Annotated in this window: 20 protein-coding genes; 14 read left to right on the top strand and 6 right to left on the bottom strand. The window is 64.7% G+C overall.

Going from position 1 to position 23885, the window contains the following annotated elements:
- The first annotated feature begins 1 nt into the window (after nucleotide 1).
- From QQS14_RS06630 to QQS14_RS06615, 4 genes are all read left to right on the top strand, one after another.
- On the top strand, nucleotides 2-532 hold the full coding sequence (locus QQS14_RS06630) for a DUF2062 domain-containing protein (protein WP_285906180.1): 531 nt from the start codon (nucleotides 2-4) through the stop codon (nucleotides 530-532).
- 148 nt (nucleotides 533-680) lie between these two features.
- Entirely contained in the window at nucleotides 681-2750 is a 2070-nt protein-coding gene (locus QQS14_RS06625; protein ID WP_285906179.1) for a methyl-accepting chemotaxis protein, read from the top strand.
- A 132-nt stretch (nucleotides 2751-2882) separates the two neighbouring features.
- Entirely contained in the window at nucleotides 2883-5111 is a 2229-nt protein-coding gene (locus QQS14_RS06620) for a chemotaxis protein CheA (protein WP_285906178.1), read from the top strand.
- A 31-nt stretch (nucleotides 5112-5142) separates the two neighbouring features.
- Nucleotides 5143-6213 carry a protein-glutamate methylesterase/protein-glutamine glutaminase gene (locus QQS14_RS06615; RefSeq protein WP_285906177.1) on the top strand — a complete coding sequence of 357 codons (1071 nt, stop codon included), beginning with the start codon at nucleotides 5143-5145 and terminating at the stop codon, nucleotides 6211-6213.
- Nucleotides 6214-6215: 2 nt separating this feature from the next.
- Here the strand turns inward: QQS14_RS06615 and QQS14_RS06610 are convergent, their stop codons facing one another.
- Both QQS14_RS06610 and crcB read right to left on the bottom strand, forming a co-directional pair.
- Nucleotides 6216-6563, bottom strand: a complete 348-nt coding sequence (locus QQS14_RS06610) for a DUF190 domain-containing protein (RefSeq protein WP_285906176.1) — start codon at nucleotides 6561-6563, stop codon at nucleotides 6216-6218.
- A 17-nt stretch (nucleotides 6564-6580) separates the two neighbouring features.
- Entirely contained in the window at nucleotides 6581-6958 is a 378-nt protein-coding gene (gene crcB / locus QQS14_RS06605) for a fluoride efflux transporter CrcB (RefSeq protein WP_285906175.1), read from the bottom strand.
- 45 nt (nucleotides 6959-7003) lie between these two features.
- Here crcB and QQS14_RS06600 point away from each other — a divergent pair, with 45 nt between their 5' ends.
- From QQS14_RS06600 to aat, 4 genes are all read left to right on the top strand, one after another.
- Nucleotides 7004-7603: a class IV adenylate cyclase gene (locus QQS14_RS06600; RefSeq protein ID WP_285906174.1), complete on the top strand. Its 600-nt coding sequence runs from the start codon at nucleotides 7004-7006 to the stop codon at nucleotides 7601-7603.
- Nucleotides 7604-7681: 78 nt separating this feature from the next.
- On the top strand, nucleotides 7682-7996 hold the full coding sequence (gene clpS / locus QQS14_RS06595) for an ATP-dependent Clp protease adapter ClpS (protein WP_285906173.1): 315 nt from the start codon (nucleotides 7682-7684) through the stop codon (nucleotides 7994-7996).
- Between the two features lie 8 nt (nucleotides 7997-8004).
- A complete protein-coding gene (gene clpA / locus QQS14_RS06590; RefSeq protein WP_285906208.1) occupies nucleotides 8005-10350 on the top strand; it encodes an ATP-dependent Clp protease ATP-binding subunit ClpA in 2346 nt (781 codons plus the stop codon).
- A gap of 61 nt (nucleotides 10351-10411) precedes the next feature.
- Complete coding sequence (gene aat, locus QQS14_RS06585) at nucleotides 10412-11104, top strand: leucyl/phenylalanyl-tRNA--protein transferase (RefSeq protein ID WP_285906172.1); 693 nt, start codon at nucleotides 10412-10414, stop codon at nucleotides 11102-11104.
- An 18-nt stretch (nucleotides 11105-11122) separates the two neighbouring features.
- On the opposite strand, the gene QQS14_RS06580 is transcribed toward aat, so the two are convergent.
- Nucleotides 11123-11590, bottom strand: a complete 468-nt coding sequence (locus QQS14_RS06580; protein WP_285906171.1) for a hypothetical protein — start codon at nucleotides 11588-11590, stop codon at nucleotides 11123-11125.
- Between the two features lie 87 nt (nucleotides 11591-11677).
- Between QQS14_RS06580 and uvrB the strand changes: the two genes are divergently transcribed.
- From uvrB to QQS14_RS06560, 4 genes are all read left to right on the top strand, one after another.
- Nucleotides 11678-13675 (top strand): excinuclease ABC subunit UvrB, encoded by a 1998-nt coding sequence (gene uvrB / locus QQS14_RS06575; RefSeq protein WP_285906170.1) that lies wholly within the window; start codon nucleotides 11678-11680, stop codon nucleotides 13673-13675.
- A gap of 47 nt (nucleotides 13676-13722) precedes the next feature.
- Nucleotides 13723-15759 (top strand): NAD-dependent DNA ligase LigA, encoded by a 2037-nt coding sequence (ligA, locus tag QQS14_RS06570; RefSeq protein ID WP_285906169.1) that lies wholly within the window; start codon nucleotides 13723-13725, stop codon nucleotides 15757-15759.
- 33 nt (nucleotides 15760-15792) lie between these two features.
- Nucleotides 15793-16572, top strand: a complete 780-nt coding sequence (gene dapB / locus QQS14_RS06565; protein ID WP_285906168.1) for a 4-hydroxy-tetrahydrodipicolinate reductase — start codon at nucleotides 15793-15795, stop codon at nucleotides 16570-16572.
- 193 nt (nucleotides 16573-16765) lie between these two features.
- Nucleotides 16766-18124, top strand: a complete 1359-nt coding sequence (locus tag QQS14_RS06560) for a pentapeptide repeat-containing protein (RefSeq protein ID WP_285906167.1) — start codon at nucleotides 16766-16768, stop codon at nucleotides 18122-18124.
- Between the two features lie 52 nt (nucleotides 18125-18176).
- Here the strand turns inward: QQS14_RS06560 and cls are convergent, their stop codons facing one another.
- On the bottom strand, nucleotides 18177-19625 hold the full coding sequence (gene cls / locus QQS14_RS06555) for a cardiolipin synthase (RefSeq protein WP_285906166.1): 1449 nt from the start codon (nucleotides 19623-19625) through the stop codon (nucleotides 18177-18179).
- Nucleotides 19626-19722: 97 nt separating this feature from the next.
- Here cls and QQS14_RS06550 point away from each other — a divergent pair, with 97 nt between their 5' ends.
- Entirely contained in the window at nucleotides 19723-21093 is a 1371-nt protein-coding gene (locus tag QQS14_RS06550) for an MATE family efflux transporter (protein WP_285906165.1), read from the top strand.
- Nucleotides 21094-21177: 84 nt separating this feature from the next.
- Complete coding sequence (locus QQS14_RS06545) at nucleotides 21178-21819, top strand: lysophospholipid acyltransferase family protein (protein WP_285906164.1); 642 nt, start codon at nucleotides 21178-21180, stop codon at nucleotides 21817-21819.
- A gap of 75 nt (nucleotides 21820-21894) precedes the next feature.
- On the opposite strand, the gene QQS14_RS06540 is transcribed toward QQS14_RS06545, so the two are convergent.
- Together QQS14_RS06540 and QQS14_RS06535 are read right to left on the bottom strand one after the other, a co-directional pair.
- Nucleotides 21895-22323, bottom strand: coding sequence for an Hpt domain-containing protein (locus QQS14_RS06540; RefSeq protein ID WP_285906163.1), 429 nt, complete (start codon nucleotides 22321-22323; stop codon nucleotides 21895-21897).
- A 5-nt stretch (nucleotides 22324-22328) separates the two neighbouring features.
- Complete coding sequence (locus tag QQS14_RS06535) at nucleotides 22329-23789, bottom strand: RtcB family protein (protein WP_285906162.1); 1461 nt, start codon at nucleotides 23787-23789, stop codon at nucleotides 22329-22331.
- Nucleotides 23790-23885: the final 96 nt, after the last annotated feature.

The raw sequence follows: 23885 nt of genomic DNA, 5'->3' as shown, positions 1-23885 counted from the left end.
CTTGAACGCACCGCGTCGAGACAGGATACCGCTTCGGCAGCGCAAGGCCGACTGGTGGACCGGGGCCAAGCGCTGGAGCCGTCTGTGGTATCTGCGCCTGATGCGGCAGAATTCATCGCCCCGCAATCTGGCCGCGGCCATGGCCCTTGGCATGTTCATCGGGGCCATGCCCATCATGCCCTTCCAGTCCGTGGTGGTGGTGGCCCTGGCCTTCGCCTTCCGGGTCAACAAACTGGCCGCGTGGCTGGCCACCTGCTATTCCAACGCGGCCACCATGGTCCCGTTCTACTTCTTTCTCTTCAAGGTGGGCCGGGCCGTCACCGGCGTGGAGGGTGTGACCTTTGATGCCTCCAGGCTGGAGATGGAGCAGCTCATCAACGCGGGCTGGGACCTGTTCCTGGTCATGTTCGCCGGGGGGTTGGCCGTGGGCATTCCAGCCACCGTGGCCACCTATTTCCTGTCGCTTTTCATCATCAGGCGCTATCGCCAGCGCCGGGCCATCCGGCTGTTGCGCAAGAAGACCCTGGGCTGATGCCCAGAGCCGTTTGCGTCTTTTTGCCGTTTTTTCCTCCCTGCAATTGCCTTTTCCCTGGATAGCGCGTACTAATTGCGCGGTAATCCATGATATTTGTGAACCCGATCCCGCGCCATGACGGCGTTTGGCAAACGGAGTGACACCCATGCTCATCGGTCCTCGCGGCTTTATTGTGATTTTGGGATGTACGGCCATCGCGGTATTCGCCGGGGCCACCCTTGTCGGCGGCTGGGCCGCCTTCGGTTTCGGCGCGGCGCTGATCGCGCTGCTCGTGGCCGCAGCGGCGTGGCTCGTGGCCCGAAGCGAGGCCCGCCTGAGCGAGGCGGCCGGGTCCCTGGCCCGGTCCCTGGCCGAAGGCGGCCAGAGCGATCCCCTGCCGCCTGCCCTCGCCGGACTGGATCAGGCCGTGGACACGCTACGGGGCGAAAAGGCCCTGCTTGAGACCGCCCTCAAGGCCCTGGGCAATCCCGCCCTTCTGTGCAATCGCGAGGGGCGCATCCTGCTGGCCAACAAGGCCCTGCTCGACATGCTCGGCAAGCCGTCCACCCAGGTGGTCGGGTTTGCGGTGGGGAAGGCCATGTACGGCAAGGGCGACTCCCTGACCGAAAAGGCGCTGCGCTCCGGCAAGCCCGTGGCCCAGGACGCCGAGGTCACGCTGTGGGATGGTCGGCAGGCCAGCCTGAAATGCTTTGTCTCGCCGGTGCATGACGCGGCCGGGGAGATGGTTGGCGCGGTCACTTCCTTCGTGGATCTGGCCGAGGCCGTGGAGCAGCGGCGCGAGGTGGAGCGCCAGCGCGAACGCATGGCCCAGGCCGGGCAGCAGATCAGCACCCTGGCCGAGCATGTGGCCTCGGCCACGGAATTGCTTTCGGCCGCTGCCGACGAGCAGGCCCAGGGCGCGCAGAAACAGCGCAGCCAGACCTCGTCTGTAGCCACGGCCATGGAGGAGATGACGGCCACGGTCATCGAGGTGGCCAGAAACGCCAGCGCCACCAGCGACGCGGCGGCCAAGGCCCAGGAATCGGCCACCGAGGGCGCGTCCATGGTTTCACGCGCCGTGGAGGCGATCAACGAGGTGGCCGAGGCCGCCAAGCAGCTCGGCCACGAGATCGGCGAACTCGACGCCCAGGCCGGGGAGATCGGCCGGATCATCGGCGTGATCAACGACATCGCGGACCAGACCAATCTTTTGGCCCTCAACGCGGCCATCGAGGCGGCGCGCGCGGGCGAGGCCGGTCGCGGTTTCGCCGTGGTGGCCGACGAGGTGCGCAAGCTGGCCGAGAAGACCATGGCCGCCACCAAGGAGGTGGAGGAGGCCATCGGCACCATTCAGTCCCGCTCCCGCCACGCCACCGAGGCCATGCGCCGGACAGAGAAACGGGTGGGGGAGAGCACCGGCCTGTCCAATCAGGCGGGCGAGGCCCTGCAGCACATCATGGGAAGCATCGGCGACATGGTCGGCCGGGTGGCCCAGATCGCCACGGCTGCAGAGCAGCAGTCGTCCGCGTCCGAGGACATTGGCCGCAGCATCGAGGAGATCGCCGAGATCGCGGGCGAGGCGGACGAGGCCGCCGGGCAGGCGGCCAGTGCCACCCGCGAACTGGCCGGGCTGGCCCAGGAACTGCTCGACGTGTCCAACGAATTCCGCGACGGTGGCAGCGGCACCCGGCTGCGCGAGTCCGAGGGGCGGATGAAGGGCGTGCTGCCCAAGCTCGCCCAGGCGTTTGTCCGCAAGACTTACGGGGACAAGGTTTATGAGGCCGTGCAAAAGGAGATGGGCAGCCCCGTGTTCCTGCCCACCGAGAGCTATCCGGATCAGGCGATGCTCCAGATGGCCGAGATCGCGGCCGCCAGGGCCTCAATCACTGTGCGCGCATTCTTCATCGAGTTCGGCAAGTTCTCCATCAAGCGGTTCCACGAGATGTACCCGCGTCATTTCAAGAAGGAATCCCTCAAGGAATTCTATCTGCGCATGAACGATGTCCACGCCCAACTGACCAAGGACCAGCCGGGCATCAAGCCGCCGGTCTTCACCTATGAGGACAAAGGGGGCGAGCTGTTCATGAACTACAAGTCGAGCCGAGGGCTGTTCGACTATTTCGAGGGCATCCTGCTGGGCGCGGCCGAGTTCAAGGGAGAGAAGGTTTCCATCAAGGTGAAGCCCTTTGACGAGACCACGGCCAGGGCGGAAATCGTTTTTCACGGCAAGGCGTAAGACTCCATTTTTTTCACGCGCGAACGCACTTTATAATGGGCTTTGACCAACGCTTCCTGTGATAGTGGCACAGGGACGGACGAGATGATTTTGTCGTGCGCGTATTGCGATGAACATTGAGGAGCGAGACGAATGTCCGACGATCTCAACAGACAGATATTCAAGGAAGAGGCCTACGACCTCCTGGGCGAACTGGAGGGGGCGCTGCTCGAGCTTGAGGAATCCCCGGACGACATGGACATGGTCAACCAGATTTTCCGCGCCCTGCACACCATCAAGGGTTCGGGGTCCATGTTCGGGTTCGAGGACATCGCGGCCTTCACCCACGAGGTGGAGTCCACCTTTGACATGGTCCGCAACAACCTGCTTGAGGTGACGCCCGAACTGTGCGGTCTGGCCCTGCGCTCGCGCGACCACATCAAACTCATGCTCGGCGCGGCCGAGGGAGATGACGTGGACCCGGTCGAGCGCCGGGCCATCCTCGACGGCCTCCAGACCCTGGCCTCGGGCGGGTCGCCGTCCGCTCCCGCCACAGCAGTGAATGAGGATGCCGGGGACGACGAATCGGTCGCGGCCAGAGATGCCGCAGATGACGGAGATGCCGGGGAGACGGCCGCCCCGCCAGCATCCTCACCGGGCCGCCGCCTGTATCGCATCGGCCTGACACCCCGCTCGGGCGAGGAACCGGACGAGGCCCGGCTGGAGTCGCTCTTTCTGGAGCTGGCCGGGGTCGGAGAGTTTCACATCATCGGCCGTCCCGTGGAAACCGTGTTCGGCGGCTGGGAGCTGGGGCTGACCACTGACATCGACGCGGACAGCGTGCGCGACATCTTCTTTTTCGCCGATGCCGACCTCGACGTGGAGATACTGGACGAGGTGGGTGATCCGGTGCCGGTCACGGGCGCTCCCCCGGCCGAGCCCGTTGTTTCGCAGCCGACCGGGCCGCAGCCCGTCGCGTCGCAGCAAGTCGCGGACGACGACGGCTTGTGCGAGGACGAGGACGCGGGACCGCCCAGGCTCGGAGAGATACTCGTCAAGTGCGGCGACGTGACCGAGGCGGACATTCAGGAAGCCCTCAAGAAGCAAAAACCCCTGGGTCAGATTCTGGCTGAAGAGGGCAAAGTGCCGCCCGAGAAGGTGGAGCTGGCCGTGCGGCGGCAGGCCGAGGCCAAGGAGGCCGACGCCAGCCGCAAGCAGCAGGAGGCCCTCTCCAGCATCCGGGTGGCGGCGGACAAGCTCGACTATCTCGTGGACCTCGTGGGCGAGCTGGTCATCGTCCAGGCGCAGATCACCCAGGTGGTCAGCGAGCGCAGCGATCCGGTCATGACCGCCCTGGCCGAGGAACTGGAGCGCCTGAGCGACGAGCTGCGCGACTCCACCCTGGGCATTCGCATGCTGCCCATCGGCACCTCCTTCAGCAAGTTCCGCCGACTGGTGCGCGATCTTTCGGCCAACCTCGGCAAGGAGATCGTCCTGACCACCGTGGGCGCGGACACCGAGCTGGACAAGACCGTCATCGAGCGGCTGGCCGATCCCCTGGTCCATCTGCTGCGTAACAGCATCGACCATGGCCTCGAGCCGCCCGAGGAGCGGCGGAGGCATGGCAAGCCCGCCCACGGGACCATCTATCTCTCGGCCGAGCACTCCGGCGGCGAGGTGCTCATCCGCATCAATGACGATGGCCGGGGCATGGACCCTTCCATCATCAGGGAAAAGGGCATCGAGCGGGGGCTCATATCGGCCGACGCCGAGTTGTCCAAAAAGGATCTGCTCAAGCTCATCTTCGAGCCCGGATTTTCCACGGCCAAGACGGTCACCAATGTCTCGGGCCGGGGCGTGGGCATGGACGTGGTCAAGCGGGCCATCGACTCCTTGCGCGGCGTCATCGACATCGACTCCACCCTGGGCAAGGGCACGTCCATCACCATCCGCCTGCCGCTGACCCTGGCCATCATCGACGGCCTACAGGTGCGGGTGAGCGACGAGTACTACGTCATTCCGCTCTCCCTGGTGGAGGAGTGCGTGGAACTGTCCGCCAGCGACATGGACGAAAGTTCGAGGCAGCGCATCCTGCACCTGCGCGGCGAAATCGTCCCCTACATCCATCTGCGCGAATGGTTCGCCGTGGACGGGGAGAACCCGCCCATCGAGCAGATCGTCATCACCGGCGTGGAGGGAAGCCGCGTGGGCATCGTGGTGGACACGGTCATCGGCGAGCACCAGACCGTCATCAAGAGCTTGAGCCGCGTCTACAAGGACGTTGAGGGCATTTCCGGGGCCACCATCAAGGGCGATGGCTCCATCGCGCTCATCCTGGACATTCCGAGTCTGGTCCGGCGGGTCATCGCCGAAACCAGCTGAGGATTGAACGAGTACTTCAAGGGGGGTGCGCATGGCAAAGAAGATTCGCGTACTCATAGTCGATGACTCCGCCGTGGTCCGCAAGACCCTGGAGGAAATCCTCTCCTCGGACCCGGGGATCGAGGTCATCGGGACGGCCGTCGATCCCTATGTCGCGGCCCAGCGCCTCAAGAGCGAGGTGCCGGACGTCATCACCCTGGATATCGAGATGCCGCGCATGGACGGGCTGACCTTCCTGCAAAAGCTCATGAAGCAGCATCCCATCCCGGTGGTCATCTGTTCATCAGTGGCCGAGCACGGGACGAGCAACGCCCTCAAGGCACTGGAATACGGCGCGGTGGAGATCATCACCAAGCCACGGGTGGGCACCAAGAAATTTCTGGAAGAATCGAGCATCCTGCTCATCGACAAGGTCAAGGCCGCTGCCATCGCCCGCCCCAGGAAGTTCACCGCAGCGGCCCAGCCCATCAAGATCAGCCCCAAACTCAACGCGGATGCCGTATTGCCCATGACCCGACCACACGCCCTGACCACCACCGAGAAGATATGCCTGGTGGGCGCGTCCACCGGCGGCACCGAGGCGCTTCGTGTCTTCCTAGAGGCGCAGCCTCCGGGCTGTCCGCCCATCGCCATCGTCCAGCACATGCCCGAGCATTTCACGGCCGCCTTTGCCAAGCGGCTCAACGCCATCTGTGCCATCACGGTCAAGGAGGCCGCGGACGGCGACTCCATGCTGCGCGGGCAGGCACTCATCGCCCCGGGCAACATGCACATGCTGCTCAAGCGCAGCGGGGCCAGATATTATGTGGAAGTCAAGGCCGGGCCGCTCGTCTCGCGCCACCGGCCTTCGGTGGATGTGCTGTTCCGCTCTGGCGCGCAGTACGGCGGGGCCAATGTGGTGGCCGCCATCATGACCGGCATGGGCGACGACGGGGCCAAGGGCATGAAGGAACTCTACGACGCCGGAGCATTCACCATCGCCCAGAACGAGGCCACCTGCGTGGTCTTCGGCATGCCCCAGGAGGCCATCAAGCTCGGCGGCGTCCACAAGGTCCTGCCCCTGCAGGGCATTGCCGCCGAAATCGTGCGCGCCTGCGGCTAGACTTATCCGGCCACCTTGGCGCTGTGGCGATAGGCTATCACCCGCACCGGCTCCGTGGTGATCATGCCCTCGGTCATCATGGTGTCCAGGGCCTCCATCAGCGGGGCCAGCCGCTCCGGGTGATCCACGATCTCAACCACCACCGGCAGGTCCTCGGACAGGCGCAGAATCCTGGCCGTGTGGATGCGGCTGTTGGCCCCGAAGCCGCTCAGGCCCCGAAAGACCGTGGCCCCGGCCAGCCCCATGGCCCTGGCGCGTTCCACGATGACTTCGGCCAGGGGGCGCCCCTCGTGCGTGTCGTCCTCGCCGATGTAGATGCGGATGCGTTCGGCTTGTTCCAGAAGCTTCATGGTTTCCTCCGGTGGCGCTAGATCAGCCGCCCCAGCGCGATGCCAGCCAGGACCAGGGCCAGCCCGGCCACGCTTTGGCCGACCACGTTGAGCAGGGCCATGGCGTACTGGCCGATCTTGACCAGTTCGGCCGTCTCGAACATGTATGTGGAAAAGGTGGTGAACGCGCCCATGAAGCCCGTCAGGGCCAGGATGCGCACATGGCTTCCGGGGAGCAGCCGGTTTTCAAGATAGCCCCAGATGGCCCCGAAGAACAGGCAGCCGACCATGTTGACCGCGAAGGTTCCCAGCGGAAAGCCCGTGCCGACCAGCCGCTGGGCCACGCCGGAGAGCCAGTAGCGCGACACTGTTCCGGCCGCGCCGCCCAGGGAGAGATAGAGGAGTTTCATCATCATGTCGGTACCGTGGCCGGACCATAGCAAGACAGGAGGGGAAAGCCAATGGCCCTTGAATGCGAATTGAAATACGCCGATGCGGACCTGGATGCGCTACGCCGGAGGCTGGCTGCCGACGGCGGTGCCCCCTGCGGCGGACGCTACTTCGAGTCCAACCTGGTCTTCGACGGGCCGGGGCGGCAACTTCGGGCGGCCGGTGTGCTGCTGCGGCTGCGGCTGCGGCAGGGACAGGCCGTGCTCACGGTCAAGCGTCCGCCCGGCGAGGCCGTTGACTCCGTCCTCAAGGTCTTCGAGGAGCTTGAGACCACGGTGGGCGATTTCGCCACCATGCGCGCGGCCCTTGAGGCCGTGGGGTTTGACGTGGCCTTTGCCTACGAGAAGGTGCGGGAGAAGTGGCGCTTCGACGGCTGCACCGTGTGTCTGGACCATCTGCCTTACGGCGATTTCGTCGAGATCGAGGGCGATGAAACCACGGTGCCCCGGTGCGCCGCTGCCCTGGGCCTCGATCCCGAGACATCCACCAGGGCCACCTATCATGCCCTGAATCTTGAGCGGTGCGCGGCCATGGGGCTTGAGCCCGACGAGAATTTCGTCTTCCCCCCGGCCGAAAAGGCCGCGCTGCTGGCGGAAATCGGCAGAGAATGACATTCGTCCCTCGACAGGCGGGGCAAAGGAATTTATATTGGACCTTGAAGAAAACCGAGGAATGGCGGAGAGCGACCGATGAGTGAACCCTTGACAGGCGATCAGGCCACCCCCGGACTTCGTGACGAGCGGGAGGTCAGGGAGCCCCGGAAGTACAAGGTTCTTTTGCATAACGACGACTATACGACCATGGATTTCGTGGTGGAGGTCCTGGTGCGCGTGTTTCGCAAGAACGAGGCCCAGGCCACGGCCATCATGCTGGCCGTGCACAACCAGGGCTATGGCGTTTGCGGCACATACACCGCCGAGGTGGCCGAAACCAAGGTGGACATGGTCCACAGGCTGGCGAGGAGTGCGGGTTTTCCCCTCAAGTGCAGCATGGAAGGTGAATAGCGATGACGATGCTGAGCAAGGAACTCGAAAGCGCATTGACGGCTGCGGTCAACGAAGTCAGGCGGCGCAACCATGAATTCCTGACGCTGGAGCACCTGCTCTTTGCCATTGCCACCGGCGAGCAGGGAGAGGAAATCCTCGAAGCCTGCGGCGCGGAGATGGACAGGCTGCGCGATCAGCTGGGCCGGTTCTTCGTGGAAAACATGGAGGCCCTGCCCGAGAACACCGAGACCGAGGTCATCCAGACCCTGGGCGTGCGCCGCGTGCTGCAACGCGCCGTGTGGCAGAAGAAGGCTTCGGGCAAGAGCGTGGTCGAGGTGGGCGACGTGCTGGCCGCCATGTTCGACGAGGAGGACTCCTACGCCGTCTATTTCCTGCGCACCCACGACGTGTCCCGCCTGGACATTCTGGAGTTCATCTCCCACGGCATGTCCACGGGCGAGGAGTGGAGCGACCTGGGCGGCGACCGGCGCCAGCCGAGGCCCGAGCCTGCTGACGGCAAGCGCGCCGACAAGAAGAGCCCCCTTGAGGAATACACGGTCAACCTCACCGAGCGGGCCGCCCAGGGGCTCATCGACCCCCTCATCGGCCGGGCCGCAGAGCTTGAGCGCACGGTGCAGGTGCTCTCGCGCCGCCGCAAGAACAACCCCATTTTCGTGGGCGATCCGGGCGTGGGCAAGACGGCCATGGCCGAGGGCCTGGCCCTGATGATCGTCGAGGGCCAGGTTCCGGGGGATTTCCTCGAATCCGAGGTCTACGCCCTGGACATGGGCTCGCTCCTGGCGGGCACCAAGTATCGCGGCGATTTCGAGGCCCGGCTCAAGAGTGTCCTGGCCCAGCTCAAGGCCACCAAGGGGGCCATCCTCTTCGTGGACGAGATCCACACCATCGTCGGAGCAGGCTCGGTCAGCGGCGGCAGCATGGACGCATCCAACATCCTCAAGCCCCTGCTCCAGTCGGGCGAGATCCGCTGCATCGGCTCCACCACCTTCGAGGAGTACAAGAACCATTTCGAGAAGGACCGCGCCCTGTCGCGCCGGTTCCAGAAGATCGAGATCGCCGAGCCGAGCGTGGACGAGACCGTGGCCATCCTTAAGGGCCTCAAGCCCCATTACGAGAAGTTCCACGGCGTCAACTACACTCACTTCTCCCTCAAGGCCGCAGCCGAACTGTCGGACCGCTACATCACCGACAGGCACCTGCCGGACAAGGCCATCGACGTCATGGACGAGGTGGGCGCGCTCTACAAGCTCTCGGTGCGCTCGCGCAAGGGCGACCGGATCAAGGTGGCGGACATCGAAAAGGTCGTGGCCCGCATGGCCCGCATCCCGGCCCGCAGGCTGACCGTTTCCGACCGCTCTCGGCTCCAGCACCTGGAGGATGATCTCAAGTCCGTGGTCTTCGGCCAGGACGAGGCGGTGCGGGCGCTGGCCAAGTCCATCAAGCGCTCCCGGGCGGGCATGCGTCAGGTGGGCCGCCCGGTGGGCAGCTTCCTGCTCACCGGTCCCACAGGCGTGGGCAAGACCGAGCTGGCCCGCCAACTGGCCAAGGTGCTCGGCATCAGCTTCCTGCGCTTCGACATGAGCGAATACATGGAAAAGCACGCCGTGGCCCGGCTCATCGGCGCGCCTCCGGGCTATGTCGGTTTCGACCAGGGCGGCCTGCTCACCGAGGGCGTGCGCAAGAAGCCGCACTGCGTGGTGCTTTTCGACGAGATCGAGAAGGCGCACCCGGATGTCTTCAACATCCTGCTCCAGGTCATGGACTACGCCACCCTGACCGACAACAACGGGCGCAAGGCGGATTTTCGCCACGTCATCCTGCTCATGACCTCCAACGCGGGGGCGCGCGAACTCTCCAAGGGGGCCATCGGCTTCCAGCGCGACAAGGATTCCGACCGCAAGGGCGGGGCCCTGAAGGCCCTTGAAAAGCTTTTCAGTCCAGAGTTCCGCAACCGGCTCGATTCCATCGTGGCCTTCAAGTCCCTGGAGCAGCCGGTCATGGAGATGATCGTGGACAAGTTCCTCAAGGAACTCAACGACCAGTTGCAGGACAGGCGGGTAGTGGTCACCCTGACTCCCGAGGTCCGCGCCCGGCTGGCCGAGATGGGCCACGACCCGGACATGGGCGCACGGCCCATGGGCCGCGTCATCCAGACCGAGATCAAGGACGTCATTGCCGACGAACTGCTCTTTGGCGAATTGTCCAAGGGCGGGGTTGTCACCGTGTCCCTGGTCGGTAAGGCTGGCAAGGGGGGCAAGGCGGGGAAGGGCGGCAAGCCCGTTTCCGGCGCAGGCCGCGATAGCTCGGGCGAGTTTGTCTTCACCTACGAGCCCGTCGGGGGCAGGCAGTAGCGCGGCGACACGAAATCACCACTGCGGGGCGGCGCGAGCCGCCCCCTGTGTTTGAGGCGCCATGACCATTTACAGGCTTTTCGAGGAACCCATCTTTCCCAACCCGGAGGAGGCCGAGCCCGACGGCCTGCTGGCCGTGGGCGGCGACCTCAGCCCCCAACGGCTGCTGGCCGCCTATGCGGCCGGCATATTCCCCTGGTACGGCGAGGATTCGCCCATCCTCTGGTGGTCCACCGATCCCCGGCTGGTGCTGCGGCCAAAGGGGCTGCATCTCTCGCGCAGTCTGCGTCGGGTGCTTGATCGCGGCACCTTCACCTTTACCATGGACACCGCCTTCGGGGCGGTCATCCGCGCCTGCGGCCAGGTGCCCAGGCCCGGGCAGCAGGGCACCTGGCTCGTGCCCGAAATGGTGGATGCCTACATGGCGCTGCACGATCTCGGCTACGCCCACAGCGTTGAGGCGTGGCGCGATGGCAAGCTGGTCGGCGGGTTGTACGGGGTATCTCTTGGTTCGGCGTTCTTCGGCGAGTCCATGTTCCATGCGGTGCCAGATGCCTCCAAGGCGGCCTTTGCCGTGCTCGCGCGCCAACTGGCCCGATGGGATTTCAGCCTCATCGACTGCCAGCAGACCACGGCGCACATGCTCCGCTTCGGGGCCGAGGAGATGTTGCGCTTCCGCTTCCTGGTCCTGCTGCGCGAGGCCATGTCGCACCCCACGCGCTTTGGCCACTGGGTGCTGGACGACGACAGGTGATGCTGCCGCGCGTCCTGTCTATTCTCCCACGATGGGCGGGTGCAGGCTCAGGTCGAAGTACCCCCGAAGCGGGAGATCGAGCCGGTAGCTCGGAATTTTTTCAAAATCAATGAATCCCACGCTCTTGCCCGGCTGGGCCTCGGACAGGCCGCACAGCCCGGCCGGGACGGGGAAGCACAGCGGCATGGACCGGATGGCCGTGAGTCTTGTGGAATACTGCGCCTTCAGATAGTCTACGACGCGGTCGCGCTCGGCGTCGGTAAACGCCTCCATGACCAGCCGTCTGGCCGCCTCGCCATGTCCGGGAACCGGGCCGTCGATCAGATCGCTCCAGGGCAGCGACGCCTCGTCCGCCTCGCTCCAGCGGCCCCGGAAGAGATGCACCTCCACGTTCCGGCGTCCCTTGAAGCTCTTGACCACCATGGACAGGGTATGGGCATGGGCCACGGGCGGCGGCGATTGCGGGGGAATGATGTCGATATCCATGGAACTGCTCCGGTCGTGTGATTACGGGGTATGTTCCAGCACTACGTCTTTTGACGGTTTTTCTCAAGCACAGGGTGCGGGAAGCGAATGCCATCATTCAGGCTCGTCAGCGAATTCACTCCCAAGGGGGACCAGCCCGGGGCCATCGACCAGCTCGTGGCGGGCCTTCGGGCAGGGGTGCGCGATCAGGTGCTGCTCGGGGCCACGGGCACGGGCAAGACCTTCACCATGGCCAACGTGGTGGCCACCCTTGACCGGCCCGCCCTGGTCCTGGCCCCCAACAAGACCCTGGCCGCCCAGCTCTACACCGAGTTCCGGGGGCTGTTCCCGGAAAACGCAGTGGAGTATTTCGTCAGCTATTACGATTACTACCAGCCGGAAGCCTACCTGCCGCACTCGGATGTCTACATCGAGAAGGATTCGTCCATCAACGACGACATCGACAAGCTGCGCCACGCCGCCACCCATGCCCTGCTGACCCGGCGCGACGTGCTCATCGTGGCCTCGGTCTCCTGCATCTACGGCCTGGGCTCGCCGGATTTCTACGCCAAGATGGTCATCCCGGTGGAGGAGGGGCAGGCCATGACCATGGAATCGCTCCTTTCGCGGCTGGTGGAGATCCACTACGAGCGCAACGACTACGACTTTCATCGCGGCACCTTCCGGGTGCGCGGCGACGTGGTGGAGATCATCCCGGCCTACAGCCGCGAGAAGGCCCTGCGCATCGAGTTCTTCGGCGACGAGATCGACTCCCTGTCCGAGACCGATCCCCTCACCGGCGAGGTGCGCGACAGGCTGCGCAAGACGGTCATCTATCCGGGCAGCCACTTTGTCTCGGACCGCGACAACCTGGACCGGGCCGTGGGCGACATCCGCGACGAGCTGCAACAGCGGCTGGCCGAGTTCAAGAGCGCCAACCGGCTGGTGGAGGCCCAGCGCCTGGAGCAGCGGACCATGTACGACCTCGAAATCATCGAGGAGCTTGGCTACTGCAACGGCATCGAAAACTACTCGCGCCATCTGGACGGGCGCAGCAAGGACCAGCCACCCGCCACACTGCTCGACTATTTTCCCGAGGATTTCATCCTCTTCGTGGACGAATCGCACATCGCCCTGCCCCAGGTGGGCGGCATGTTCAAGGGCGACCGCTCGCGCAAGACCACGCTGGTGGATTTCGGCTTCCGCCTGCCCTCGGCCCTGGACAACCGGCCCCTTGACTACGACGAGTTCCAGTCGCGCATCCGGCAGGCGGTCTATGTTTCGGCCACGCCCGGCCACCTGGAACTCGATCTCGCCCAGGGCGTGGTGGTGGAGCAGATCATCCGGCCCACCGGCCTGCTCGACCCGCTGGTGGAGGTCCGGCCCGTGCCGGGACAGATCGACGATCTGCTGGGCGAGTGCAGGAAGCGGCAGGCGCGCGACGAGCGCGTGCTGGTCACCACCCTGACCAAGCGCATGGCCGAGGACCTCAACGAATACCTCAATTCCATGGGCGTGGCCTCGCGCTACCTGCACTCGGACATCGACACCCTGGAGCGCATGGCCATCATCCAGGCCCTGCGCGCGGGCGAGTTCTTCGTGCTGGTGGGCATCAACCTGCTGCGCGAGGGGCTGGACATCCCCGAGGTTTCCCTGGTGGCCATTCTGGACGCGGACAAGGAGGGGTTCCTGCGCTCGGCCCGCTCCCTCATCCAGACCTTTGGCCGGGCCGCGCGCAATGTGGACGGCCGGGTTGTCCTGTATGCCGATGCGGTTACCGGCTCCATGGCCTCGGCCATGGACGAGACAGCCCGGCGGCGCGAGCGGCAGCAGGCGCACAACGAGGCCCACGGGATCACGCCGACCACCATCCGCAAGAACCTGGGCAACCTCTTTGCCGACGCGGGCGAGGCCAGGGCGCGTGACCACAAGCTCCCGGCCATCGAGGGCGTGCCGCCCGGAGCCTCGATCAAGGAACTGAACACCCTGGTCAAGCAACTGGAGCGGCAGATGCGCGAGGCGGCCAGAGAGCTTGAGTTCGAGCGGGCGGCCGAGCTGCGCGACCGGGTGGCCGTGCTGCGCGAACGCATTCTTGAACTGGGGTAGGGGATGCATTGTGTTTGATTGTTTAATTTTTTAAGGCAAAGAGAATCATGGCTTCTTCCGAAATCATCCAGCGCGCTGCCTGGCTGCGCGAGCGTATCGAGCACCACAATCACCGTTACTATGTCCTCGACGACCCGGAAATCTCCGACGCCGAGTACGACGAGTTGTTCCGGGAGCTGACAGCCCTTGAAGCCGCGCATCCCGAACTGGACGACCCCAATTCGCCCACCCGGCGGGTGGGCGGCGCGCCTGCGGCCGGGTTCGCGCCCTATGAGCATGCCATGCGCATGTACAGCCTGGACAATGCCATGGTCCTTGACGACTGGTTCGCCTTTGCCGAGCGGGTGTCCAAGGGGCTCGGGCGTGCCGGGGTGGCCTACTGGGCTGATCCCAAGATGGACGGTCTGGCCGTGGAGGTCATCTACGAGGCAGGGCGGTTCGTGCGCGCGGCCACGCGCGGCGACGGCCACATCGGCGAGGACGTGACCCACTCGGTGCGCACGGTCATGAACCTGCCGCTGACCCTGCTCGGGTCGGACGTGCCCGACCTGCTCGACGTGCGCGGCGAGGTGGTCATGTCCAACGCGGATTTCGCGGCCCTGAACGAGCGCCGCCGCGAGGCCGGGGAGCCGCCCTTTGCCAATCCCAGAAACGGCGCGGCCGGGGCCGTGCGCCAGCTCGATCCCAAGGTGGCCGCTTCCCGCCCGCTGCGTTTCCTGGCCTATGGCGTGGGGCGCGTGCAGTGGGGGTCGCCGCTCTTTGCCTGGACCAGCCAGCACGAGATCATGGCCGGGCTGGCCCGGCTCGGGTTCGCCATCCCGCCCGAGGCCCGGCTGTGCGCCTCGGCAGACGAGGTGGCCGCGTATTTCACGAGCCTCATGGAGCGCCGGGCCGGGATGCCCTTCGAGATCGACGGGGTGGTGGCCAAGGTGGACAGCTTGGAGATGCAGCGCGCCCTGGGCTTCACCTCGCGCGCGCCGCGCTGGGCCCTGGCCCTCAAGTTTCCGGCCCTTCAGGCCCGCACCGTGCTGCGCGACATCCGCATCCAGGTGGGCCGTACCGGCGTGCTCACCCCGGTGGCCGAGCTTGAGCCGGTGCCCCTGGCGGGTGTTGTGGTGGCCAACGCCACCCTGCACAACAAGGGATACATCGCCGAGCGCGATTTCCGCATCGGGGATACGGTGCTCATCCAGCGGGCGGGCGATGTCATCCCCCAGGTGCTTTCCGTGGATCTTGATCAGCGGCCCGAGGGGGCCGATCCGTATGCCTTTCCCGACGAATGTCCGGTCTGCGGGGGCGAGGCCAGGGAGGATGGCGAGGCCGTGCGCTGCACCAACCCCACCTGTCCGGCCAAGACCGTGCAGCGCATCATCCATTTCGTGTCCAAGGCCGGGCTCGACATGGAGGGCGTGGGCCGTACCTGGGTGCGGCGGCTGGCCGAGGATGGCGTGCTGCAAAGTCCGGCCGATCTTTTTACCCTCGATAAGACCGTGCTGCTCCGGTACAAACGTATGGGTGATCGCTTGGCAGCCAAGTTTATCGAGGCCGTGGAGCGGGCGCGGACCTCGGCCCCGCTGTGGCGGCTCATCGCGGGCCTGGGTATCCACAATGTGGGCGAGCAGACGGCCCGGACCCTGGCCGCCAGATACCGCGATCTCGCCGCCCTGGCCCTGGCCGATCGCGAGGAACTCCAATCCCTTGACGCTGTTGGTCCGGTGATTGCTGAGAGCATACATCGCTTCTTTCACAGCCCAGAGGGAGTCGAGTTGCTGCGTCGCTTCCGCGAGGCCGGATTCTGGCCCCAGAGGGCGGAGACAGTGGCTGGCGAGACCGGTGCAGCGGAAAACGCACCGCTGGCGGGCAAAGTGTTCTGTTTTACTGGTGTGTTGTCCTCAATGACCCGCGACGAGGCCCGGCGGCTGGCCGAGGAGCAGGGCGGCATCACGGTCAACGCCATCTCGAAGAAGGTGGACTATGTGGTGGCGGGCGACAACGCGGGCTCCAAGATCGCCAAGGCCGAAAAACTGGGGCTCACGGTCATTGACTTTGACGGGTTCATGGCATTACTCGGGGAACGCGACTGATTTTTCAACATGATACAAGCAAGGAGAGGCGCAATGGCTACCAATGTCGTCATTTTGGGCGCAAAGGGTCGCATGGGCGACACCCTGGTCAATATGGCCCTGGCGGATGAGGAACTCAACCTCGTGGGCGCGTGCGAGCGCGAGGGCAATGCGGGCGGCATCGACCATGTCGGGTGCATCGCCTCGGATTGTCTCGAAGAGCTGCTGCCCCAGGTGCCGGGCGCGGTGGTGGTGGATTTCACGACCCCGGCCTCGTCCGTGGCCATGGCCGGGATAGCGGCCCGGTTCGGCAACCCGGTGGTCATAGGCACCACTGGCCTGGACAAGGCCCAGCAGGCCGAGCTGGCGACCATCGCCAGGGACGTGCCCCTGTTCTGGGCGCCCAACATGTCTGTTGGCGTCAATGTCCTGCTCAAGGTGCTGCCCGCCCTGGTCCGGCTGCTCGGCCCGGACTACGACATGGAGATGGTGGAGACCCATCACAAGATGAAGAAGGATTCGCCAAGCGGCACGGCCCTCAAGCTGGCCCAGTGCTTGGCCGAGGCGCGCGGCTGGGACTACGACGAGGTCAAGCGCCACTGCCGCGACGGCATCATCGGCGAGCGGCCCCACAATGAGATCGGCGTGCAGACCCTGCGCGGCGGCGACGTGTTCGGCGACCACACCATGTATTTCTTCGGCCCCGGCGAGCGCATCGAGATCACCCACCGCGCCCACTCCCGCGACACCTTTGCCACCGGCGCCCTGCGAGCCGCCAAATGGCTGGCCGGGCAAAAGCCCGGCAGACTCTACACCATGGCCGACATCTTGTAGCCGGTCGGGATTTTTGGGAATTGAATGGGAGTCTTCGGAAGGAGGCTCCTTTTTTCTTTTGCAGTTTCAGGCCGATATGGAGATGGTGAACCGCCAACAGGCGGGAGCGCAGGAGCGGGAGAGGTCGAAGGGCTTGTGCGGCTGTGGCTGATTCTATATGCTTTTTTGCAAATCGGATAATCCGGAGAAGCTGATGGCCTGCTGCAAATGTGAAGAGCACGGATGGAATGACCCGCAACCGGTTGTCTATACTGACCCGGAGGATGGCAACGTATATTGCCTGTTCCATGCCCCGGCAGAGCACAAGGGCATGTCCGTTGATGCATTCAACGGACATGTGTCGGAACGAATTCAGGCCGTCATTGATCTAGAAAACGAAAAGGCTTCGTGCGACCTGAGCGGAACCATTTTCCCTGGAGATATTTGTTTTGAATCAGGTAGTGCATTACCTAATATTTCCTTCGAGAAAGCCCGCTTCAAGAGGGGCGCAGTTTTTGACAAAGCCTGCTTCGGGCGGTTCGCATTTTTCATCGAAGCCAGATTTGGAGGGGGAGCTGTTTTCCACAAAGCCAGCTTTGGGGAGTTCGCATTTTTGAACGAAGCTAGATTCGAGGGGGAAGCAGTTTTCATCGAAACCAGCTTCAGGGGGGACGCATATTTCGGCAAAGCCCGCTTTGGGGGGGGCGCATTTTTCCGCGAAGCTCGTTTCGGGAGGGCTGTATCTTTCATCGAAGCTAGATTCGGTGGGAATGCAGATTTTTCATCAGCACAATTCAATGGTCCGATCCGTTTTGACTCAATCAAAACAAATGATGCCATTCTCAAATTCGCCTATAGCACTGTACCCCCTTCAGCCATTATCTTCGAAAACTGCGATCCCACCTGCCTTGATCTTGTTGATCAGCGCGATCTCACGCACATCCATTTCATCAACTCTTCGTGGGAGAAGAACGGGCGCATCAAGGCGCGTACTGAAGCTGATCCCGGAAGGCTGCAATCAACCCGCGATTTTTACCAGCGGATGAAGGCCAAGTACAAGGCCGAGAACAACGAGTACGAGGCCTCCAAGTGGCATGTTGCGGAGAAAGAGGCGCAGTTGAAGCTTCTAGGCGAGGCGACAAAGCCTATACGGCAGACATTGATGGAGGTCGGGCAGGGGGCTGCGGTAAAAGACGCCTGGAAGGCTTGCCGGTTGGAGCGAAATTGCCTTTCGGTGAAGACGTTCTTTGCGGCGCTTGTTATGTGGTTGTCGCCATTTTTCAACGCTGCTGCCGAGAGGCTGACTTTTCGGGCTCTGTGGCTCTACAAGTATTCTAGTGGGTATGGCGAGAAACCATTTCATGCGCTTTTCTGGCTTGCCGTTCTGGTATTGTTGCCCGCGCTGCCAGTCCTCTTCCCTGGCAGCATGCTGTATTATCTGCCGCTCATGCGGGAGCATCCCGGCAGCGATGTCTGGGTGGTCACCCGCCTCTTGATGGTCCTTTGGCAGATTTTCATCACCGTCCAGGCGGCCTTGTTTGCCTTTGCGCTGCGGAACCGCTTCAGACGGTAATTCTGATCAAGCCGCTGGTCAGGGCGAAATCAGGAGCCAACCAACCGACCCCTCACAATATCGGCGATAACAACCGGGCGAACTTGACGGCGGTCTGGTAGGGTACGCTCTTGCGGGCGTATTCGTCGGTGCCTGTTTCCACGCAGCCCTTGAAGTCGGTGAGGAACATCTGCTCCACCTGGGCGCAGAAGGCGCGGTCTTCCACCATTATGGTCATCTCGAAGTTGAGGCGGAACGAGCGGTTGTCGAGGTTGGCCGTGCCCACGGCGGCAAGCTCGTCGTCCACCAGAAAGACCTTTTCGTGCAGAAAACCCTTGGTGTAGCGGTAGACGCGGATGCCGGGCACGCTGCTTAAGTCGTGCAGGCTGGAGTATCCGGCCAGGTAGACCAGCAGGTGGTCCGCCTTTCTGGGCAGCATGATGCGCACGTCCACCCCGCGCATGGCGGCCAGTTGCAGGGCCTTGGTCACTGCGCTGTCCGGCACGTAGTAGGGGCTGGCGATCCAGAAGCGTTTCTTGGAGGCGTTGATGGCCCGGATGAACATGAGGGAGCAGGATTCCAGGTCATCGGCCGGGCCGGTGGCCAGGGTCAGCACCTCGGCCTTGCCCTTGGTCTTTGGCATGGACAGGTCCAGGTCGTAGAGTTCGCGCGTGGCCCAGTACCAATCCTTGGTGAAGCTTAAGCGCACCCCGAGCACGGCCGGGCCGGTGATGCGCAGGTGGGTGTCGCGCCAGGGGCCAGTTTTTTTTGACAGGCCGAGGTATTCGTCGCCGACGTTGAGGCCGCCCACGAAGGCGGTGTGGCCGTCCACGATGACAATCTTGCGATGGTTGCGGAAGTTGAGCTGGAAGCGGTTGCCGCGCCCCTTGGTGGTGTTGAAGGGCTGGACCTCGATGCCCGCCTCGATCATGGAGCGCCAGAACAGGGCGGGCGTGTCGTTGCAGCCGATTTCGTCGTAGAGGAATTTGATCTGCACGCCCTGAGCTGCCTTCCTGAGCAGCAGATCGCGCAGTCTGGCCCCCAGGCCATCGGCACGGACGATGAAGAACTGGATGAGGATGTATCGCTCGGCTGCCTCGATGGAGCGGAATATGGACTCGAAGGTAGCCTCGCCGTCCACCAGCAGCTCCAGTTCATTGCCGGCCATAAAGGGGATGCCCGCCATGGTCTCGAAGGAGCAGCGCGGCGCGTCTGGCCTGTGCCGGGCAGAGAGCGCCCGGACCCGGGGCAGGTCATGCCGGTTCCTGACCATTTCCCGGAACTGCTTCTCTCCCGTGCGCATGGCCTCCACATAGCCGTTGAATTTTCTGCGGCCGAAAACCCAGTACAACGGCAGCGAGATCAGCGGGAAGGTGACCAGGGAGATGGCCCAGGCGACAGACCCCTGCGGGGTGCGCGTGTCGCGCACGGCCATCACGGCCGTGTAGATGGCCACGATCTGGACGCAGGTGTAGACAATGCTGATCAGGCCGACCATGAAATGAATGTCTGTGGACTCCATGAGCTTGCGGTATCAGGTTTTTCCATGAAGTGGAATCTCCATGCTTGCTTCGGGCATGGATTTATGATCAGCGTGTGCCTTGCGAGGAGGGCACACGATGCGCGAGTTGGCTCCTGACGAGCATCCCTTTGTCACGGCCCCGGACAGGACGCTCATGCGGCTGGCCGTGCCCGTGCTCTTTTCCCTGGTGGCCGAGCCGCTGACAGGGCTGGCCGATACGGCCTTCGTGGCCCGGCTGCCCGGCTCCGAGCCGGTGGCCGCCCTGGGCATCGGCACCGTGGCCTTCTCGTCCATATTCTGGGCCTTCGCCTTCCTCGGCATCGGCACCCAGACCGAGGTGGCCCAGGCCCTCGGGCGCGGTGATCGCGGTCACGCGGTCAAGGTGGCCTCACTGGCTGCCTTCATGGCCGCGGCCATCGGCATCGTTCTGGCGCTGTGCTCCATGCCGTTTCTCGATGTCTTTGCCGGGCTGCTCGGAGCCACGGGCGACGTGGTGGGATATTCGCACGAGTACATGTTCCACCGCCTGCTGGGCGCGCCCGCCGTGCTGGTCTGCCTGACCTGTTTCGGGGCGCTGCGCGGGGTGCAGGACATGCGCACGCCGCTGCTGGTGGCCGTGGGCATCAACGTGCTCAATGTGCTGCTCGACTGGCTGCTGGTCTTTGGCGCGGGTCCGGTGCCGTCCATGGGCGTGGCCGGGGCGGCCATTGCCAGCACCATCAGCCAGTATGTCGGAGCCTTCTGGGTGTTGGCCGCCGTTTCGACCCGGCTGGGCCTGACGCGCCGGGTGCGCGGTGCCGGGGCGGCCAAGCTGGTGCGCATCGGCGGCGACCTCTTCGTGCGCACCGGGGTGCTGCTGGTCTTCCTGGCCCTGTGCACCCGGGTGGCCAACAAGGCCGGGGCCGACGAGGGCGCGGCCTATCAGGCCATCCGCCAGACTTTCATCTTCACGGCCATGTTCCTCGACGCCTTTGCCATCACCGGCCAGAGCCTCGTGGGCTACTTTCTCGGCTCGGGCGATATGGGGCAGGCGCGGCGGGTGGCCGGGCGGGTCTGTCTGTGGAGCCTGGGCACCGGGGCGGTGCTCGGCTGCGCCATGCTCGCGGGCACGTCGGGCGTGGCCTGGCTGCTGGTGCCGCCCACGGCCATGGCCGTGTTCGGCCCGGCCTGGGTGGTGGTCGCCCTGATGCAGCCCGTGGGCGCGCTCTCTTTCGCCACGGACGGCATCCACTGGGGGACTGGGGATTTCCGCTATCTGAGGAACGCCATGGTGGCGGCCTCGGTGGTCTGCGGGGGCATGGTCTGGGCCCTGGAGCTGGTGCAACCGGCCCAGGTGCTGGTGGTCATCTGGTGGATCACGGTGCTGTGGACGGTCATGCGCGCCGGGTTCGGCCTGGTGCGCATCTGGCCCGGCGTGGGGCGCGCGCCGCTGGGGCGCGCCGTGCCGGGGTCGGATCTGCGCCACTGATGGATTGTCGTCAAAATAACACATTTAAATTCTTGCAATTATTTCATCGCGGACGTAGGCATTGGCGCAAGGATACACTCGCCAATGCAAATTCCCATAGATCCGGTGCGTCTTGCCCCCTTCACGGCCTTGCTGTTCAAGGCGTGGATTCGCTCCATGCGCTTCACGGTCAGCCCTAATCTCGAAGAGATACTCGCCCTGAACAGGGGGGGCCAGCGGCTGGTCATCGCCCTGTGGCATGACGAACTGTTCTCCATCGCCGGGTACGGCTGCGTGAACATCTCCGGGCTGTTGGGCGTGGTCAGCCAAAGCACGGATGGACAGTTCGTGGCCGGGGTCATGGAGAGCCTGGGTCAGACCACGGTGCGCGGCTCAAGCTCCAGGGGCGGCATGCGCGCGCTGCTTCAGGCCAAGCACGTCATGCGAAGGGAGAATCTGAAGGCGGTCTTTGCCGTGGACGGCCCCTGCGGGCCGCGCCACGAGCCCAAGGACGGCGCGGTCTTCCTGGCCCGGCACGCCGGGGCCATGATCGTGCCCATCCGCGCCTTCCCGGCCCGGTCCAAGGTCTTTGCCAACGCCTGGGACAGATTTCAGCTGCCGTATCCCTTGACGCGCTGCCGGATGGTGGTCGGCGAACCCTATGCCGTGACCCCCGGCAAGCTGGACGCGGACGCCCTGACCATGGAGCGCGCCCGGCTGAAGGAAAAACTCGATGCTCTGACCTGATTTGTCACTCCGAGAATGATACGGGGTCTGCCGGATGATTTTCGGCAGACCCTTTTTTCGTCAGGGGAGGCGGGGTCAGTGTTCGGCCAGATAGTTGAACATGAAGGCGTAGGCGCTGCGGATCTCCCGCTCAAGCTCGTCCAGGTGCGCTCTGGCACTGTCCATGTCGTCGGCTTTCGAGGCTTTTTCTATCATCAGGCAACAGTCTCGCACACGCTCCACGCCCATGGTGGCCGCGCCGCCCTTGAGGGCGTGGGCCAGATGGCGCAGTCGCTCGGTGTCGCCCGCTTCGATGGCGTCCCTGATCTCGGCCACTCGCTTGGGCTCCTGGGCGATGAAGACCGTGAACATGCGCTTGAGAAAGCCGGTCTTGCCGGACATGGATTTGAGGAAACCGGCACTGACAACCTCGACAGACCCCGGAAGGGCGGAAGTGGCCAGAGCGGTGTGCCCCATTGCGGCGGCCTGCTCCTGTCCGGCGGTTTGTGTCGAGGTCTTGTTCATTGGTACTACCCCTTGACGCACACCAGGGGGAGTGTCCTGGCCACTGGCGCGGCCAGTCCAGCCCCGGCGGCACTGGATGTTACTGCATCAATATCCTTGTACGCCGCCGGTGCCTCTTCGGCAAGACCCCGGCTCGACTTTGTGCGGACAAAGACGCCCTGGTGGCGCAGCGTCTCCATCAGATCGGGGCCGACAAAGCGGCGGCGGGCCTCGGTGCGGCTCAAGGCCCGGCCTGCGCCGTGGCAGGCCGAGGCAAAGCTCTTGGCCTCGCCCTCGGCGGTTCCGGCCAGGATATAGGAGGCCGTGCCCATGGACCCGCCCACCAGTACGGGCTGGCCCGCCTCGCGCAGGGCGGCGGGCAGGTCCGGGTGGCCGGGGCCGAGAGCCCGGGTGGCTCCCTTGCGATGGACGAACAGGGTCTTGTCCCTGCCGTCCACCGTGTGGCGCTCGGCCCGGCAGGTGTTGTGGGACACATCAAAGAGCAGGTCGAGGCGCGCGGCGGGGAAGAGATCGGCAAAGACCTGGCGCACGAGGTGGGTGATGACCTGCCGGTTGGCCAGGGCGCAGTTGATGCCCGCGCGCATGGCCCCGAGGTAGCGGCGGCCCGGCTCCGAGTCGAGGGGGGCGCAGACCAGCTCGCGGTCCGCCACCGGAAGATACGGATTGGGCCCGGCCCCCTTGCCCTTGCGCCGGATCTTGCCCGAGGGGGCCAGCTCGTCGATGAAGTCCTGGCCGATCTGGTGGCCCAGGCCGCGCGAGCCGCAGTGGATGGAGACCACGGCGTCCCCCTCCTTCAGGCCAAAGGCCGCTCCCCTGGCCGGATCAAGCACCTTCTCGACCCATTGCACTTCAAGATAGTGGTTGCCGGAGCCCAGCGTGCCCAACTGGTCGCGCATGCGCCTGCGGGCGTGGGGCGAGACGTGGCCGGGCATGGCCCCGGGCATGCGGCCGGTGTCCTCGATGCGTGCGAGATCCGCAGGCAGGCCGTAGCCCTGGCCCACGGCCCAGGCCGCGCCGCCTTCGAGCATGGCCGCGAGGCCATCGCCTTCGAGGATGATCGTGCCGCCTTGGCCCACCCCGGAGGGCACGGCGTGGAAGAGGGCGTCGGCCAGCTCCTCGCGCCGGGCCAGGATGTCGTCACGGGTCAGCCCGGTGAGCAGGGTGCGCACCCCGCAGGCGATGTCAAAGCCCACACCCCCCATGGAGACCACGCCATCCCGGGCCGGATCAAAGGCGGCCACCCCGCCGATGGGGAAGCCGTAGCCCGAATGGGCGTCGGGCATGGCCATGGCCGCATGCACGATGCCCGGTAGGCAGGCCACGTTGCGCAGCTGGGTCAGGGTCTTGTCGTCCATGGCCTGCACCAGTTCAAGGCTGCCGAAGGCGATGGCCGGGACGCGCATGTCGCCGGTCATGGGCAGGTGCCACTGGTATTCATCGTGCCGGATCAGGCCGTGGGGGGGCATGGAGTCCTCGTTTTTTGGATGAGAAACGATCATAGTCCGGCCGGAAGGCCAGGTAAAGCGTCGAGCGGAAAAGATTTATCCGGTTTGGGCGAACCT

Origin of the sequence: Pseudodesulfovibrio pelocollis (assembly GCF_030282845.1) — a bacterium.
Taxonomy (GTDB): domain Bacteria; phylum Desulfobacterota; class Desulfovibrionia; order Desulfovibrionales; family Desulfovibrionaceae; genus Pseudodesulfovibrio; species Pseudodesulfovibrio pelocollis.
The sequence above is the reverse complement of the archived record's forward strand: the minus strand, read 5'-3'. Positions and strand labels throughout refer to the sequence as shown.